This window comes from Pontiella agarivorans (assembly GCF_034531395.1).
In the GTDB taxonomy this organism is placed as follows: domain Bacteria; phylum Verrucomicrobiota; class Kiritimatiellia; order Kiritimatiellales; family Pontiellaceae; genus Pontiella; species Pontiella agarivorans.
Window position 1 is genome coordinate 1,103,871 of record NZ_JARVCO010000012.1, and the last position, 16,017, is coordinate 1,119,887.

At 54.2% G+C, this 16,017-nt stretch carries 16 protein-coding genes; 5 read left to right on the forward strand and 11 right to left on the reverse strand.

What is annotated here, in order from left to right:
* From ald to murJ, 4 genes are read right to left on the reverse strand one after another with little or no spacing between them, the layout of a single operon-like run.
* Positions 1-1,128: an alanine dehydrogenase gene (ald, locus tag P9H32_RS17520; protein WP_322610218.1), complete on the reverse strand. Its 1,128-nt coding sequence runs from the start codon at positions 1,126-1,128 to the stop codon at positions 1-3.
* Positions 1,125-2,618, reverse strand: a complete 1,494-nt coding sequence (gene glpK / locus P9H32_RS17525; RefSeq protein WP_322610219.1) for a glycerol kinase GlpK — start codon at positions 2,616-2,618, stop codon at positions 1,125-1,127. Before glpK ends, ald begins: the two co-directional genes overlap by 4 nt.
* Before the next feature lie 37 nt (positions 2,619-2,655).
* Positions 2,656-3,408 (reverse strand): PP-loop family protein, encoded by a 753-nt coding sequence (locus P9H32_RS17530; protein ID WP_322610220.1) that lies wholly within the window; start codon positions 3,406-3,408, stop codon positions 2,656-2,658.
* Between the two features lie 4 nt (positions 3,409-3,412).
* The gene (murJ, locus tag P9H32_RS17535) at positions 3,413-4,987 is read right to left on the reverse strand and encodes a murein biosynthesis integral membrane protein MurJ (RefSeq protein WP_322610221.1); all 1,575 of its coding nucleotides are present in this window, start codon (positions 4,985-4,987) and stop codon (positions 3,413-3,415) included.
* Between the two features lie 221 nt (positions 4,988-5,208).
* Between murJ and P9H32_RS17540 the strand changes: the two genes are divergently transcribed.
* On the forward strand, positions 5,209-6,255 hold the full coding sequence (locus P9H32_RS17540) for a UDP-3-O-acyl-N-acetylglucosamine deacetylase (RefSeq protein ID WP_322610222.1): 1,047 nt from the start codon (positions 5,209-5,211) through the stop codon (positions 6,253-6,255).
* Entirely contained in the window at positions 6,252-6,668 is a 417-nt protein-coding gene (locus P9H32_RS17545; RefSeq protein ID WP_322610223.1) for a secondary thiamine-phosphate synthase enzyme YjbQ, read from the forward strand. Before P9H32_RS17540 ends, P9H32_RS17545 begins: the two co-directional genes overlap by 4 nt.
* A 4-nt stretch (positions 6,669-6,672) precedes the next feature.
* On the opposite strand, the gene P9H32_RS17550 is transcribed toward P9H32_RS17545, so the two are convergent.
* Positions 6,673-7,626: a UDP-glucuronic acid decarboxylase family protein gene (locus P9H32_RS17550; protein ID WP_322610224.1), complete on the reverse strand. Its 954-nt coding sequence runs from the start codon at positions 7,624-7,626 to the stop codon at positions 6,673-6,675.
* Positions 7,627-7,743: 117 nt separating this feature from the next.
* On the opposite strand from P9H32_RS17550, the gene P9H32_RS17555 reads away from it, so the two are divergent.
* Together P9H32_RS17555 and P9H32_RS17560 are read left to right on the forward strand one after the other, a co-directional pair.
* Positions 7,744-8,718 (forward strand): aminotransferase class IV, encoded by a 975-nt coding sequence (locus tag P9H32_RS17555; protein WP_322610225.1) that lies wholly within the window; start codon positions 7,744-7,746, stop codon positions 8,716-8,718.
* A 2-nt stretch (positions 8,719-8,720) separates the two neighbouring features.
* On the forward strand, positions 8,721-9,185 hold the full coding sequence (locus tag P9H32_RS17560) for a CYTH domain-containing protein (protein ID WP_322610226.1): 465 nt from the start codon (positions 8,721-8,723) through the stop codon (positions 9,183-9,185).
* On the opposite strand, the gene P9H32_RS17565 is transcribed toward P9H32_RS17560, so the two are convergent.
* Genes P9H32_RS17565 through P9H32_RS17575 form a run of 3 tightly spaced genes read right to left on the reverse strand, consistent with a single transcriptional unit; the run spans position 9,169 to position 11,339 of the window.
* The gene (locus P9H32_RS17565) at positions 9,169-10,269 is read right to left on the reverse strand and encodes a hypothetical protein (RefSeq protein ID WP_322610227.1); all 1,101 of its coding nucleotides are present in this window, start codon (positions 10,267-10,269) and stop codon (positions 9,169-9,171) included. The genes P9H32_RS17560 and P9H32_RS17565 overlap by 17 nt on opposite strands.
* Positions 10,266-10,805: a DUF456 domain-containing protein gene (locus P9H32_RS17570; RefSeq protein ID WP_322610228.1), complete on the reverse strand. Its 540-nt coding sequence runs from the start codon at positions 10,803-10,805 to the stop codon at positions 10,266-10,268. The genes P9H32_RS17565 and P9H32_RS17570 overlap by 4 nt, the downstream gene beginning before the upstream one ends.
* A gap of 45 nt (positions 10,806-10,850) precedes the next feature.
* Complete coding sequence (locus P9H32_RS17575) at positions 10,851-11,339, reverse strand: hypothetical protein (protein ID WP_322610229.1); 489 nt, start codon at positions 11,337-11,339, stop codon at positions 10,851-10,853.
* A gap of 323 nt (positions 11,340-11,662) precedes the next feature.
* On the opposite strand from P9H32_RS17575, the gene P9H32_RS18195 reads away from it, so the two are divergent.
* Positions 11,663-11,896, forward strand: coding sequence for a response regulator transcription factor (locus tag P9H32_RS18195; RefSeq protein ID WP_431311708.1), 234 nt, complete (start codon positions 11,663-11,665; stop codon positions 11,894-11,896).
* On the opposite strand, the gene P9H32_RS17580 is transcribed toward P9H32_RS18195, so the two are convergent.
* The 3 genes from P9H32_RS17580 to P9H32_RS17590 are packed head-to-tail and all read right to left on the reverse strand — an operon-like array spanning position 11,849 to position 15,882.
* Positions 11,849-13,306, reverse strand: coding sequence for a leucyl aminopeptidase family protein (locus P9H32_RS17580; protein WP_322610230.1), 1,458 nt, complete (start codon positions 13,304-13,306; stop codon positions 11,849-11,851). The genes P9H32_RS18195 and P9H32_RS17580 overlap by 48 nt on opposite strands.
* Positions 13,307-13,308: 2 nt before the next feature.
* The gene (locus P9H32_RS17585) at positions 13,309-13,689 is read right to left on the reverse strand and encodes a heavy-metal-associated domain-containing protein (RefSeq protein WP_322610231.1); all 381 of its coding nucleotides are present in this window, start codon (positions 13,687-13,689) and stop codon (positions 13,309-13,311) included.
* Positions 13,690-13,719: 30 nt separating this feature from the next.
* Positions 13,720-15,882: a tetratricopeptide repeat protein gene (locus P9H32_RS17590; RefSeq protein ID WP_322610232.1), complete on the reverse strand. Its 2,163-nt coding sequence runs from the start codon at positions 15,880-15,882 to the stop codon at positions 13,720-13,722.
* Between the last annotated feature and the right edge of the window lie 135 nt (positions 15,883-16,017).

Genomic DNA, 16,017 nt, shown 5'->3' on the forward strand with positions numbered 1-16,017 from the left:
TTATTCAACCCTGCCGGATGAAACAAACCGAACTTCGTTTTCAAGATCCGGAAATGCTTCAGCAACGGCTGTGCAGATGATTCGGCCGTTTTGCATATTCAGGGCCGCGGCCCTGCCCGGACTTTTGTCGAGAAATCCCTGGAGTCCGAGGCTGGCGAGTTCGCGGCAGTAGGCCAGCGTGGCATTACAAAGAGCCGAGCTGCTGGTGCGGCCAACCGCTCCGGGCATGTTGGTGACGCAGTAATGGACTACTTCATCCACCACATATACCGGATCTCCATGGGTAGTCGGTCTGCTGGTTTCACTGCATCCTCCTTGATCGATGCATACATCGACAATCACTGAACCCTTTTTCATGTTGGATACCAGTTCGCGCGATATCAGCTTGGGAGCCCGTGCACCGGGAATCAGGACCGAGCCCACCACCAGATCGGCCTGAACGGCATAGCGTTCGATGGCATGCGGTTCACAGAAAACCGTGGTTACGTTCGGGGGCATCATCTCATCCAGTTGTCGCAGCCGGTCAAGATTGATATCCATGATCGTGACGTTTGCGCCGAGCCCGGCAGCGACCCGAGCCGCATTGATACCCACCACGCCTCCGCCCAGCACCAGTACATTGGCCGGGGGAACGCCGGGGACGCCTCCGAGCAGGATACCGCGGCCCATCATCGGTTTTTCCAGGCACTTGGCGCCTTCCTGTATCGACAGTTTACCCGCCACTTCACTCATGGGGGTCAGCAGGGGCAGGCGACCGTGTTCATCGGTCAGTGTTTCGTAGGCTACGGCGGAAATGTTCTTTTTCATGCACTGGAGGGTCAATTTATGTGAGCTGGCAAAGTGGAAATAGCAGAACAGCACCTGATTCGCCCTTAAGCGGCCGATTTCATCCGGTTGAGGTTCCTTGACTTTTACGATCATTTGCGCGCGGCGGAACAGATCTTCTGCGGACTCGATAATTTCGGCGCCGGCGTCCGCGTAATCGTCGTTCGAAAATCCACTTCCGAGACCGGCATTTTTTTCAATAATTACCGTGTGACCGTCCTGCACCAGCAGCTGCGCCCCCACCGGCAGCATGGCAATTCGGTATTCGTCTGGTTTCACTTCTTTCGGCACACCGATAATCATGTTCCGTTCTCCCAGTTTTTACAGCGCTCGACCGCCTGTTTCCATCTGGCGAAACGCGATTCCGCTTCATCTTTGCTGATAGACGGTTCAAAGATGCGGTCGGTTTTCCGGACATTGGAAATTTCGTCGGTCGATTCCCAGAATCCGACGGCCAGTCCGGCAAGGGCTGCGGCTCCAAAGGCGGTGGTTTCAACCATGGCGGGGCGTTCGACCGGAACCTGGAGCAGGTCGGCCTGAATCTGCAACAGCAGGTTATCGACAGAGGCACCGCCATCCACGCGTAAGGAAGGCAACGGTGTGCCGCAGTCTTTTTCCATGGCACGCAGCACTTCCAGAGACTGGAAACAGATGGCTTCCTGTGCCGCCCGGGCGATGTGCGCTTTTCCGGTGCCTCGGGTCAGGCCGATGAGGGTCCCGCGTGCGGCGGGATCCCAGTGGGGTGCGCCGAGTCCGGCAAAGGCGGGAACAAAATAGACGCCGCCGGTGTCGGGGACTTCAGCCGCGAGTTTTGAAATGTCGGATGCTTTTTGAATGAGGCCCATTTCATCGCGGAGCCATTGGACCACTGCGCCGCCGATGAAAATGCTGCCTTCGAGGGCATAGTTGATTTCTTTGCCGCGCTTCCAGGCCAGCGTGGTCAGGAGCTGGTTATTCGAGGTGACGGCTTCGGAGCCGGTGTTCATGAGCAGGAAGCATCCGGTACCATAGGTGTTTTTGGAGGAGCCGGGTTCAAAACAGGCCTGGCCGAAAAGTGCAGCGTGCTGATCGCCGGCCATGCCGGAAATTCTGACGCCGCATTCGCAGAGGAATTTATTGACCGTTCCGTAGACCTCGCTGGAGGATCGGACTTTCGGCATCATTGAGGGGGGAATATCCAGCAGTTCCAGCAGTTCGCTGTCCCATTGCAGGGTGTGGATATTGAAAAGCAGCGTACGCGAGGCATTGCTGACATCGGTTATGTGTGCGCCGCCCCGGGTCAGTTTCCAGATGAGCCAGGAATCGATGGTGCCGAAGGCGAGTTCTCCGCGTTCCGCCTGTTTTCGGGCACCGTCGACATGGTCGAGAATCCAGCGGATTTTGGTGCCTGAAAAGTAGGGATCGAGAAAGAGTCCGGTTTTTTTGTGGAAGGTGTCGGCGAGTCCGTCGGTTTTGAGTTTTGCGCAGAAATCTGCAGTCCGGCGGTCCTGCCAGACGATGGCGTTATAAACCGGCTCCCCGGTTTTCCGGTTCCAGACCACGACGGTTTCGCGCTGGTTGGTGATACCGAGAGCGACGGTGTCTTCGCAGTGTACGCCGGCCTCATGCATGGCTTTTTTTGCGGTGAACTGCTGGGTTTGCCAAATCTGTTCGGGATCGTGTTCCACCCAGCCGGGCCGGGGATAGATCTGTTTGAACTCTTTCTGAGCAGCCGCACGGATATTCCCGGCATGGTCGAAAAGGATCGATCGGGATGAGGTGGTACCTTGATCAAGCGCAAGAACACATTTCATGCGCCGAGTATAAAAAACTGAATTGTGAAAAGAAGGATTAATTCAGTTTGAGATATTTTTTATCCAGCAGATGGCCGGGCCGTAGATCTTTCATTGAGTGGAGCATACTTTTTCCAAGGCCTGGAAAATCGGTTTCTAGGGTTTTCAGCAGGCGCTCTAAGCGGGCGCGGTCGCCTGAAGTTTCGAGCTGTTCTGCATAATCGCAGTTTCCGAGGTCCGGAAAATCGAACGGTTCTGCGGCGGATTCGATGAGATCTTTCGGGGCATAGCACATGGGACGGATGACGCGCAGTTTCCCGCCGTCGCCAGACACATTGGGGCCCATGGTTTTCAGGCCGGTTCCGCGGAAGAGCCCCATTAGAAGGCTGACGCACAGATCGTCGCGGTGATGGCCGAGTACCAGCTTATCCGCTTTGATCTCTTCCGCATAGCCATGAATAAAACCCCGCCGCAACCGCGAACAAAGCGCGCAGGGGCGTTCATCGGCTTTCTTTTCGAGAATCAGTTCAGCGATCGGGGCCCGGACCACCTTGATCGGCCAGCCGTTGGCTTCGGCATAATGGACGAGGGGCTGAGGGTTGAGCCCCTTGAAACCTTCGTCAATATGGATGCCGAACAGCTCGAATTTTACGGGTGCGCGCTGCTGCAGCCGGGTGAGCAGATGCATGAGCATCATGGAGTCTACGCCGCCGCTGATGCCGACGAGGAGGCGGTCGCCATCTTCAATCATGCGGTAATCGGTAACGGCCTGTCCGGTGAGCCGGCAGAGTTGGGCAAAGTGATCGGCCATGGGTTTACCTGCGCAGAAGAGCGGATTTCAGTTCGCGCAGTTCCGGAGCGCGAAGCGCGAGTGAGAGCAGGAAATAAGTCAGGGCTCCGATGGCCATAGCGGTGGTCAGCGAGGCCATGTTCGCCAGTTTCAGCGGCAGCATATTTCCAAAGACCGGAAGCAGAAGCCGGGCGGTCAACCAGGCGGCGGCGGCCATGAGGAGCGCGCTCAGCAGGTGCCGGAGCGAGCTGCGCAGAATAGACGGCCATTCGATATTTTTGACGCGGCGGGTCAGCAGTATGCCGAGTACGCTCATGCCGACGGCTTCGGCGAGCACCGTTGAGAAGGCCATGCCGGCGTGTTTCCAGTATTCGGGCAGGATCAGAATGAAAATAATGTTGAGTGCCAGATTAATGAGTACGATGTAAATGCCGATGCGTACAGGGGTCCGGGTGTCCTGCATGGCATAAAAGGCGGGAACAAACACTTTGGCGGCACTGAAGACCAGCAGGCCGGGCGCATAGAACATCAGGGCGCGGGCACTCAGTAAGGTGGAATATTCGGAAAAACGGCCGCCCCATTCAAAGATGCAGGAGAGGATATCGGGCGCGAGGACGAGGAGTCCGAGCGCGGCGGGAAGCATAATGAAGGAGAGGTGCCGCAGGGAGTGGGTGATGGTGGTGCTCATGGCGGCATGATTGTCTTCGGCGCGCTGGGTGGAAAAGGTCGGCAGCAGTACCGTGCCCATGGCGGTGGCAATGATGCCTAGGGGGAAATAGATCATACGTTCGCTGTAAAACAGGGCGGCCGGGGCCCAGTCGCCGATCCAGAGGGCGAGCAGCCGGTCGATCAGTACGTTGAACTGGGTGACTGCCATGCCGAGTGCCGCCGGGCCCATGAGCAACAGCATTTTCCGGATTTTGGGATCGTTCCAGCGGTTGGAAAATTTGAAGGGACAGCCGAAACGTTTCAGTGCCGGCAGCTGAATGGCGATCTGGGAAATTCCGGCCAGCAGGACGCCCCACGCCAGCGCCGTTGCACGGATAGAGGGCTCTTTTCCCACCACGGGAAAAACGGCGAGCATGATGACGATGAGGATCAGGTTGAGCAGGCAGGGGGCAAAGGCGGACGTGGCGAAGTGCCGGTAGGAATTGAGCACCGCCATGGAGAGCGCGGCCAGGCAGATGAAAACCACATAGGGGAACATGATGCGTGACAGTTCGAAGGTGGTGATCCATTTATCGGAAAAACAGGGGAGCCGGGTCAGGACAGAAAAGAGCAGAACCCCGATGATGGCGATACTTGAAAGCAGGGCAGCGGTCATGGTGACCACTTTGGCAGCCATGTTCCATGCGGACTGATCGCCTTCTTTTGTGCGCGTTTCAATGAAGATCGGGACAAACGCGGCGGAAAGTGCTCCTTCGCCGAAAAGCCGGCGGAACAGGTTGGGCAGGGTGAAGGCCACAAAAAATGCCGAAGCCCAGATGGAGGTGCCGAAGTGGTAGGCAATGATGATGTCGCGCAACATGCCCAGTCCGCGACTCAGTAATGTGAAACTTCCAACCACCCCGGCGGAACGTATGACTTTCCCGTCTTTCAATTTGAATCCCTGCTTTGCGTATGCGTTCTGATCAACAGACGGAAAGATGTATCACAGGGGGGGCGGGGATGGCAACTCATCGGAATGCCTATGAAAAACGGGAAATGCTTTTGGGAATCTAAACAACGGTACCTGTTTGGTTTTGATTGCCTAGTTTGAACGAAAAATCTAAAAACGGGTCATTCATTTGATCAATTTATAACTATGGACGGAACCGTTTTATGACAGAATCAGGCACCATTTTGATGGGCGATGAAGAGGCGATTAAGGCTTCGTATGCAGAGATGAACGCGATCCCGGTGGACTGGGATTTGAGCGATAAACCGGTTGAGCCGTTGCGTAAAACGCAGACTACTCTGGGCGGAGAAACAACGATTTCCGGTCCCGGAACGTTCATGGGTAAAGCGATGCGGACGATCACACTTGCGCCGTCCAATCTGGAGGGCTGGTGGCTCGACCGCGCCGATCTCCCGAATTCGCTGCCCATCCGGGTGGGCATTGCCAATGTCTGGACGACGGGCCAGATTGTCAGCAATATTGTGTTGCGTTCAGGTAATCCGCACAACTATGTGCGTATGGTGGAACATCTGATTTCGCTGCGTATGGGGATGGGCATCGATAATATGGTTATTAAATTCGATTCCGGGGATCCGCCGTTATTTGAGCAGGGCAGTCTGGATGTGGTGGAGGCCATTAAATCGTGCGGTGTGGAAAATTCGGAAAAACCGGTGAACTATTTTACCGTCAAAAAGCCGATTACCGTGGGCGGAACCTATGGGGACTTTGTTACGCTGGCTCCGCCGCTGAATCCGGATAATCCGCAATTGACCATTGATGCGGCAATCAATTTCAATACGGCTTTGGGGCAGCAGCGCATTATTTTTCCGGTTTGCAAAGAGCTGACGGAAATGGCATCGGTTGCTCGGACAAACACATCAAATGCCAAAGTCTGGTACTGTCGGACCATCGGCAAGCTGTTCGCTGATGTGCGGAATCTGGGCTACAATAAGAAAAACGTATCGATCGCCGGTAAAAAACGCTACATCAATGAACCGCGTCTGGTTCACGAAGGTAAAGCGCTGGAAGCGGTCTGGCACCGTTCTGTGCTGGATCTGCTGGCCGCGATTGCCTTGATTCCGAATGGCCAGTTTGTCGGTCACATTAAATCCTACAAAGCCGGCCATCGCCTTGACTGTGAATTGATGAAGCAGTTGTATCTCAATGAAATGCTGGTGCCGCTCGATGAATATCTCAAGGGAGTTGAATGAAATCGTACCGAAAAGAACTCTGGTTTAAAGCGCCGAAACGGCGGCAGATCGTTCATATTACGCCGGAAATTGAAGAATGTCTGCGCGAATCCGGGATCCGGGAAGGGCTGTGCCTGGTGAATGCCATGCACATTACAGCGTCGGTTTTTATTAATGACAATGAAAGCGGACTGCATTCCGACTACGAACGCTGGTTGGAAAAACTGGCGCCGGAAAAACCTTATGACCAGTATGCACACAATGGGTATGAGGATAATGCCGATGCTCACCTGAAGCGCACCGTGATGGGCCGCGAAGTGGTGGTGGCCGTCACGGACGGAAAATTGGATTTCGGTCCGTGGGAATCGATTTTCTATTATGAGCTCGACGGGATGCGCGACAAGCGCGCCCTCGTCAAGATTATCGGAGAATAACCGTTTACTGCTTCAGCAGGCCGTCGAAATATTCGATGGTTTTGGCGAGGCCTTCACGCAGAGGTACATTCGGTTCCCAGCCGAGTTTTTCTTTGGCCAGTGTGATATCGGGTTTGCGCTGTTTCGGGTCGTCGGCAGGCAGGGGCTCATACACCAGTTTTGAGGATGAGCCGGTCAGCTCGATCACATTTTCCGCCAGTTCAATCATGGTGAATTCACCGGGATTTCCGATATTGATGGGGCCGGTGACATCGTCCGGAGAGTTCATCAGACGGATCCAGCCCTCAATCAGGTCGGAAACATAACAGAACGAGCGGGTCTGTGTTCCGTCGCCGTAAATCGTGATATCCTCACCACGCAGGGCCTGCATGATAAAGTTGGAAACCACCCGGCCGTCGTGCGGATGCATGCGCGGACCATAGGTGTTGAAGATGCGGACCACTTTAATGCGCAGGTTGTGTTGGCGCCAGTAATCAAAAAAGAGGGTTTCGGCGCAGCGTTTTCCTTCATCGTAGCAGGAGCGGATGCCGATAGGGTTGACGTGGCCCCAGTAGGATTCCGGCTGCGGGTGGACATCGGGGTCGCCGTAGACTTCTGAAGTTGATGCCTGAAACACCTTGGCTTTCAGACGTTTGGCCAGTCCGAGTACATTGATGGCCCCGTGAACGCTGGTTTTTGTGGTCTGTACGGGGTCAAACTGATAGTGAACCGGTGAGGCGGGGCAGGCGAGGTTGTAGATTTCGTCGACCTCAACATAAAAAGGAAACGTCACATCGTGACGCATCAGTTCAAAATACGGATTGCCCATCAGATGCGCAATGTTGGCTTTTCGTCCGGTGAAGAAATTATCCATACAGATGACATCGCACCCTTCGTCTAGCAGCCGTTCACAGAGAAAAGATCCCAGAAAGCCGGCTCCTCCGGTTACAAGTACCCGTTTCTTGATAATGTCTTTCATAACGAAAATCCCCATTTATTTTTATTTAGCACAATGTTCCCATTGGCGATGTTTGAAATTAATTCCAATTTGCAGCGATTTAAGCAATGATCATCTGTTTCAAATTTAAGGAGCATCATGTCAGAATCATTCGTAAAACCTGTCGTCAACCGCGAAGAATGGATTGCCCGTCTTCCGAAACGGGAGAAAAAACTCTATGCCATGTATTCTTCGGTCACCGACTGTATTGTGACGGATCCATCGATGATGACGGTTCCGGTGGATGATCATATGGTACATCGGGGCGACGGCGTATTTGAATCGTTCAAGTGTGTCGGCGGGCGTCTTTACAATTTGCAGGATCATCTGGAACGGCTGGAAAAATCGTGTGGAGTTCTCGGTATTGCGCTTCCGGTCAGCTTCGATGAAATGGGGCAGATCATAGTGCAGACAGTACGCGCGGGCGGTCAGCCCAATGCGCTTGTGCGTTTATTACTCTCACGGGGAGTCGGTACGATGGGGGTCAATCCCTATTCCTGTGCCGGGCCGGAGCTTTACATTGTTGTATACGAAATGCAGGGCGCAAAAATTGACCGGCTTCCGGAGGGCGTCAGCGTTCGGCTGAGTAAGGTGCCGATCAAACCGGGGATCTTTGCGCAGGTTAAAACCTGCAACTATCTGCCCAATGTACTTATGAAAAAAGAAGCGGTGGATATGGGCGTTGACTTCACGGTTGCGCTGGATGAAAACCGTTTTCTTGCGGAAGGCGCCACCGAAAACTTCGGGATCGTTACACGGGGCAAAGAGCTGTTTATGCCGCCGCCCGACCGGGTGCTGGCCGGCACTACTGCGCGCCGGGCCATGGAATTTGCACAGCAGCTGAAAGCCGAGCGCGTATTGACCACTGCCGAATTCCGGCCGATCAATCTCGGGGCGGTTCGTTCCGCTGCAGAAATGCATGTCTATGGAACCACGCCGAATATTACGCCGGTCATTGATTTTGAAGGTAATCCCGTCGGCGACGGGAAACCCGGTCCGATTGCGCAGCGTTTGTTTGATATGCTGAAAGAAGAGATGATTCCGGACAGCACACGACTTACAAAGGTGTTTTAAAAATGGCCGTTGAAATTGAACGTAAGTTTCTGGTGGTTTCCGACGCTTGGAAAAGTTCCGTCGTTGAATCCAGCATCTGCCGGCAGGGTTATCTGGTTACGGATCCGAAAAAAACGGTCCGCGTCCGCGTGATGGGCGATCAGGGATTTCTGACGGTGAAGGGTGCAACGGATGGATTTTCGCGCATGGAATTTGAGTACGAAATCGATCTCGCCGACGCCAATTATATGCTGATGCTCTGCGAGCAGCTGGTGGAAAAGACGCGTCACTATATTGAGCATGACGGGCTTACCTGGGAACTCGACGTGTTCGAGGGATTGAATGCCGGGCTGGTGATGGCGGAGGTGGAGCTGGAATCTGAAACCCAGCACTTTGAAAAACCGGTCTGGGCCGGAGAAGAAGTTTCTGAAGATGAGCGGTATTTTAACGGCTATCTTTCGAAGCATCCGTTCAGTCAATGGAAATAGACGTCTTTCCGGCAAATCTCAGAATATGGTCTGCGGCAGATTCGGCACCGCCGCCCGGCATTTTTTCCGGTGGTTCCGGAGCGCTTTCCGCATCGATGAGGGCGCGTTCGAGGTCGCCGGAATAAAGTTCGGCATTAGGGATAAAGGCGTGGCGGCAATACCGTTCGATGGCTTCGACCAGCACCGGATATTCGAGGAAGTTTTTTCGGTCGGAATAGATGATCGGTTTGTTGTTGGCAATGCATTCCGAAACGATCCCGAAGCCGGGTTTGGTCACCACAACATCCACCGACGCCACAATATCGGCAAAGCGGACGAGATCTCGCGTCAGACAGTGTATGCCCGCCGGACTCCAGTCGAGCGGTTCAACAGTGAATATTTCACACCTTCGAAGGTGTGAAATTTTTTTCAGGGCCGGGAGGTCGAGGTTGAGGGAGGTGAAGGAGAGCAGGACCCAGGGCTTGGCGGGGTCGGCTCCGGCAGCCCGGGCGATCCGGTTGCGTTGCGGCGTTCCGGGTTTGGCGAGCAGTGGGAGGTCGATTTTCTTGGGAAAAGCGTCCATGGGTTCGGAGAACGGCTGTCTGAGCAGAAGATCGGTTCGGCTGTAGACTTGGGCAAACTTATCCACAAAGACCTGCCAGCGTTTGTCGATCTCCGCAAACTCGGAATAGATCCAGTTCCAGCCGAAGTTGCTGCATCCAATATTTGGAAGCTGTTCCTGTTGTGCCGCGGCAAGGGGAATGGCCGGGATATCGGCCACCACGGTGCTGATATTTTCATCGCGGAGAAAGCGTCGCTCCTGTTGAATCAGCTCCTCTTCACGGCTGTAAAGCTCAGTCAGGGCCTGAATGGAGGCCTCGAGATCGACCTGTATGGAATCGTTCTGAATCAGGCCGACATCAAAGGCGCCGGGACGCAGTTCGATGCCGGGAAGCAGGCGGCTTTTCATGAATTCCACGGGCAGGTCGGTTTTTACAAGGATTGGAACTTCCGGTGCGGCGCTTTTCAGGGCATTCAGAATGTCGCAGGAGCGGGCCCCGTGTCCGTAGCCATGGGCCGTGATGTAGTAAGCAATTTTTTTCATTTTGTTGTCAGAGCGATGCCGAAGGCCAGAAAGAGGGTCATGAAAATGGTGATGCCGACTTTGAGAAAAATGACGCCCAGGCGGGCAAGTACAGCTCCGGTTGCCACGTGGGCGGCATGATTCGCTTTTTTGATGCGATTATGTTCAACAAGAAAGGCGAGCCCGAAACTTCCGGCAAACATCCCCATGAGATTTCCAAGGATTGGAAGCGGGATAAAGCCGCCGAGGATCATGCCCAGGAAACCGCCGCCGACCGCGGCCCATCCGGTGGCTTTGGAGCCGCCGCGTTTCTGCACCCCCCATGCACCGGCGAAGGCCTCGAGCACCTCAACACCGATGCAGAGCACGATAAAAAGAATCAGGGTTCCCGGGCCGGGAAACCCGGGCCAGCGCGACCAGGCTACCAGGCCTGTGGCCGTCAGCACCAACCAGGTTCCGGATAGAGAAAGGCAGGAAAGCACAAATCCAAGAATGCATAACAGTGCGGCTGCTGAATAGCTGCCGAATGTGCTAAGTGTATGCCAGTCCAATTCCATGGCACGAATGGTATTCGACCCAACGCGCGTGTCAACTGTGTGCGGCTATTTCTTGAGCGTGGTTATGCGATAGAAGCAGGCATTGGTTCCGGATGGATCGATGGCGTGTTCGGAGGAATCGCCTTTTCCTGTCAGATAAAACCAGGTGGTCCAGTCGGTCAGATTGGTGGAGGTTTCAACCTGATAGGTGATGCCCTCTTCGCCGGCGAGCACCAGGTTCACGTCACCGGGGTTTTTGCCGGGGCTTATGGTTCCGGCGGGTTCTGCTTCGGACGGGGTGTTGTCGCCGCAGGGCAGGAAGGTGCCGTTTCCGGAAATGATTTCCATGGTATACTCCACTCGGCTGTCCGTAAAGTCCGGGGCGATCACGAATCCGCCATTTCCAACGGCACACGTACCGGCCATGGTGCCGCCGTAGGCTTGCCCCGAATTGCCGCTGATCCATTTTCCTGCACTGGATGAGTTGCTAAGCAGGGTGTCGATGGCAATCATTGCCCCGTTCGTGACGGTGAAGGGGTATTCGAAGTCTGTCATCTGGGTTGTGTCTGAGCCCTGAGCGCTCCTGCTGAATGTTCCTGCATAACCCATCTTTATAATGAGGTATATAAGCCCATTGGTATTGAGGACCAGATCTGGATGGGGGGGGCGACCATGAGGAACGGATCGGTATTGCTTTTTCCAGAGATTCCGCTTACGCCGCCGCTGATGTTGCTATGGCGGCGTTGATTACTCCGCATATTCAAATTGCATGGAAATGCTGGAAGCAGCTGCGCTGGGTCAAATTTCAGTGCGCTTTATCGGGTCAAAATAGAATGACGACTGAAGCGTCCTCAGAAAGAGGGGCGGTTTTGCAAAACATGCTCAGTCCATTAACCAGACGGCAATATCAGGTGGCCGAATTACTCACTACCGGAAAAAGCAATCGTGAAATTGCCGAGGTGCTACGTATTTCGCCCCGAACGGTTGGCAAATATTTGGAACAGATATATACGAACCTCGGGGTTCACTCACGCACTGCGTTGGCTGCGGTTTGGGGCCGGGGATTAGTCCAGAGCGACCAGCCATTGTGCCAGCAGCCGGGCGCCGAATAAGGTGGCTCCCGGAGCTTGATAGGGCTTGGGCGATTCCAGCCAGGCCGTACCGGCAATGTCGAGATGCGCCCACGGAATGTCGTCCGGAACGAATTCCTGCAGAAACGCTGCCGCTGTCGCCGTACCGGCTCCACCGGATTTGCTGAGGTTGGATAAATCGGCAAAGTCGGATTTCATATCGTCCGTATATTCTTTATAGAGCGGCAGCTGCCAGAGACGTTCGCCCGCGAGTTCGCCGTTTTTAATCAGTGTGTCGACCAGTTTCTGATCGTTTCCGAGAATGGCCGAGGCGGATGAGCCGAGGGCTACGATGCAGGCCCCGGTGAGCGTGGCGAGATCGACAATGGCCTGTGGTTTATAATCCGCAGCCAAGCCGAGGGCATCCATGAGAACCAGCCGGCCTTCGGCATCGGTGTTGAGTACTTCAACGGTTTTTCCTTTGTAGGCGGTGAGAATATCCCCCGGACGGATGGCGTTGGAACCGGGCATGTTTTCGGCGGCACCCAGAATTCCGATGACGGGGGTTGCGGGTTTTATTTTTCCGATCATCTGCATGGCGGCCAGCACAGCCATGCCGCCGCATTTATCGTAACGCATCCAGCCCATGCCTTTTCCGGGTTTCAGTGAAATACCGCCGGAATCGAAGGTGAGCGTTTTGCCCACGAGCACGATGGGTTTGGCTTTCGTGTCCGTGCCCTTGTGTTCGAGTATGATCATGCGCGGTTCTTTGGCACTGCCCTGGGAAACGCCGAGGATTCCGCCACACCCTTTTTTCTCCAGCGCGGCTGTGTTCATAATCCGGCAGCCGAGGCCGGTTTCTTTGGCCATTTTCTTCGCCCAGTCGGCAATGGATTCGGGGGTGGCTTGATTGCCCGGCATATTGGCGACATCTGCCGTGGAAACGAGCGCCTCGCCCTGTGCTTCAGCGGTTTTGATGGCGTTGCGCGATTTTACTTTTCCGCAGAAAGCCAGGGAGCAGGCCGGGGCTTTTTTTGCATCGGATTTATTGATGTCATAGGAGTAGGTTCCCCAGGCGGCTCCGCGGCCGGCGAGAAGGTGGTAGTCGGATTCGGAAAGGCCCTTGAGCTTGATGGTGGATGCCATGGCAAAGGATTTCAGGCCGGCGGCTTTTCCGGTGCGTACGGCGGCAGCGGCCGCCTGTTCGAGCAGGGCGTGATGAAACCGTCCGGGCTCTCCGATGCCGGTAACAATGATCTGTTTTCCATTCATTGGAAAAACAGCGGTCTGGCCGGCTTTTCCTTTGAAGGGCGATGTTTTTACGAGGGCGTCAACCTGTTTAGCAAGCTTGGTGTTTCCGGCGGGAAGCAGGTTTTCCAATTCCTGGAAAAAAAGAATGACGGCATCTTTTTTGATGTCGGTCAGCGGGGCTGAGGATACGGAAATTTTCATGGTTATTTGACTCCTGCAGGGATTTTAGTGTGGGGATTGGCGGGGCGGTGGTTTACCGCGAAACCGGCTAGAGCAATGGCTTCTTCAAAATTCATTTTCCGGATGGTACTGCTTTGGTATCTGATCGTCATAGTCTGGGTTGACAGGTCATATGTGCTTCCTTCGTAGCCGGGGATGGATTTGAGGCGGTTCTGAATGTAGGAGGCTTCCGCCGGTGTTTTCATATCGGGAATGTGATAAGCGGCGGAGACGATTTCCTTGCGGAAGCACCAGAACATAAAGGCCGGGTCGGCCTTTTTTCCGTTGGCTTTGCTTTCCGGGTCTTTACAGCCGGAGAGCATGAGAAGCGCCAGGGCTGAAAAAATGAATGCTTTCAATTTCATGGTAGAACCTTTCTGAACAGATAATGCGCGTTACTCTAGTTCATGCATCAGCTGATATCCATAAATATCCCGCCATTTTGGAGGTGCCTTAAACCCCTCCGCCATCAGTTGGCGGAAGCTGTTGATCTGATCGACCAGTGAGGGGAATACTTCTTCGAAGATGTAGCAGAACTCATAATAATTCTGATCAGCTTCCTTAAAGCGGCCCTGCAGCTGATAGGCCAGGCCGAGGCCGATCATGGCTCCAGGACTGTCCGGATATTTTTTGCGGACCTTTTCGTAAAGTGCGGAGGCCTCGGTATATTGTTCCTGCAGGATGGATAGGTTGGCGGCAAGGAGCATGGCATTGTCAGCATCATCGGGAAAATATTTTATGATGGCCATACAGCTGGACAGTGTGCCTTCAATGTCTCTTTCTACATAGGCACTGGTCATCTGGGCTTCGAGCATTTCAAGGGGCGGAGGTGCGTTCAGGACGCTGTAGATCAGGCGGACGCTGACAATGGCGAAGAGGGTGGCGGCAATAACGATCAGGTCGAAGCGGTCGGCTTTGACTTTGCGCATCATTTTGAAGAAATACCCGGTAATGGCGCCTTTGGCGTGATAGCGGTATTGCCGGATCGCCTGTACATTCATGATGAAGGCCCCGAGGACGGGATTGATTGGTAAGCATTTTTCCTGCTCGATAACCAGCCCGTGCCATTCCACAAAACCTTGTAACGTGATGCGTGAAAAATCGTTGAGCAGCTGACCGTTTGGGTCTGCTGTTTTCAGGGCCTGAAAAACCAGCAACTGCTGTAACAGCGGGAAGGAATCGTCGTCCATAGCTGATTTGCGCCAGGTCAGGACGCTGAGGCCGCCGGGGAGTTTTCCGGATTCGTGTACACGTTCGATCACATGGGTTTTATAGGTATCCGAAAGGTCGGGCCAGAGAAGCGGGGTGAATGCTGGAAATCCGCGCAGCGTTCCTTCCTTATCCCGCAACACGGCCCGGGTGAATGCATTTTCTTGCGGATTCCAGAAGCGGTTCATCAGGTTGTTTTCGAGAGCGGTTCGTTCGGTTTCAAAAAAAACAGCCTCGGATGCGTGGATGGAAGATGCCTTCCGCATCCGGTTCAGGGCATCGATTTCACAAAGCAGCAGAGTGGATAAATCGACGGTTGCCAAATCGGATTCATACAGCTTGGGGGAGAGGCTCTCGGCAGAATGCTTCCAGCAGTGAATACCGGTTCGTTTGGGGTCGAAGTGGTGCAGCAACCATTGAATATGCCGGCGGATCAGAGGGATAACGGCTTTTAGAAAATCATCATTGTTTCGGATGCTCCAAACGGTTTCGGCGGTCTGGGCTAGCAGCGGTTTGGGCGCTTCCAAAGTCGAGTGGGTCGTGTGCGGGGCATAATTCACGGCAATGGCTCCTGCGCTGGTCTGAATTTTCAGAGCACAGAGCATAAGTTCTTCAGCCATTTCGGGATCGATCAGGGTCCAGGCGCGGGTCAATGCCGGGATTTCGTTGATATCCATCATCAGATGATCGGAGAAGGAGGCCTGACACCAGTGGAGAGGAATGCTGCCCTCGGGAGGACGCAGTGCTTTAAACATGGATTCGGCGCTGATGACGGCCAGCGCATCGTGATGCTGCATCTCTTCGAAAAGGGCTGATGCGCCGGAGCGTTGCTGAAACTCACTCAGAATGGCGGCATCAAAATCTTCAGAAAGGTACTGCTTTGCAATACGCTCTGCTTCAGGGCGCAGATGTGATTTGGTGATCAGACAGAACTGCTGGTTTTGTACTGCCAGTAAAACAAGGTCATCTCCGATTTCAAGCCATTGGAAGCGGTCTTCCTGAGTTATCGGAAGATCGGATCGCAGAGTCGGTGATGGAATACCTTCGAAATGTCCCCAGACGACCCCCGGTTCCGGAGAAAGAATTTCGATGCCGGCTCTTTTGTTTTTCCGGTTTTGGTAAGCGCAGAATCCGTTGAACAGCAGATTGATGCGGCAGTTGTTCGGAAGATCCATGTGCAGGGTCCATTCCGGGACGTCGGTATTGGCGGTAATGCGGCCGGGGGTTTCCTGAGTTCGGAAAAAACGGCCGGAACTGCTCGAGCGGTAGCTGGCACTGCAGTCGCGCGGCTCAATCGACCAGTTGGCAATCCAGGGGTGGGCAGGATATGATCGGAATGTGAATTTCATTCGGCAAATAGTGTTTGTTGCGGGGAAATTCTTCAAGCGAATAAACCGGCAGGCTCATGCTGAAAATTATGAAGGTTAACATTGACGCCGGGGTCGGTGTTGCTGTTAATTACTCGCTTTCTTCACTATAATAGG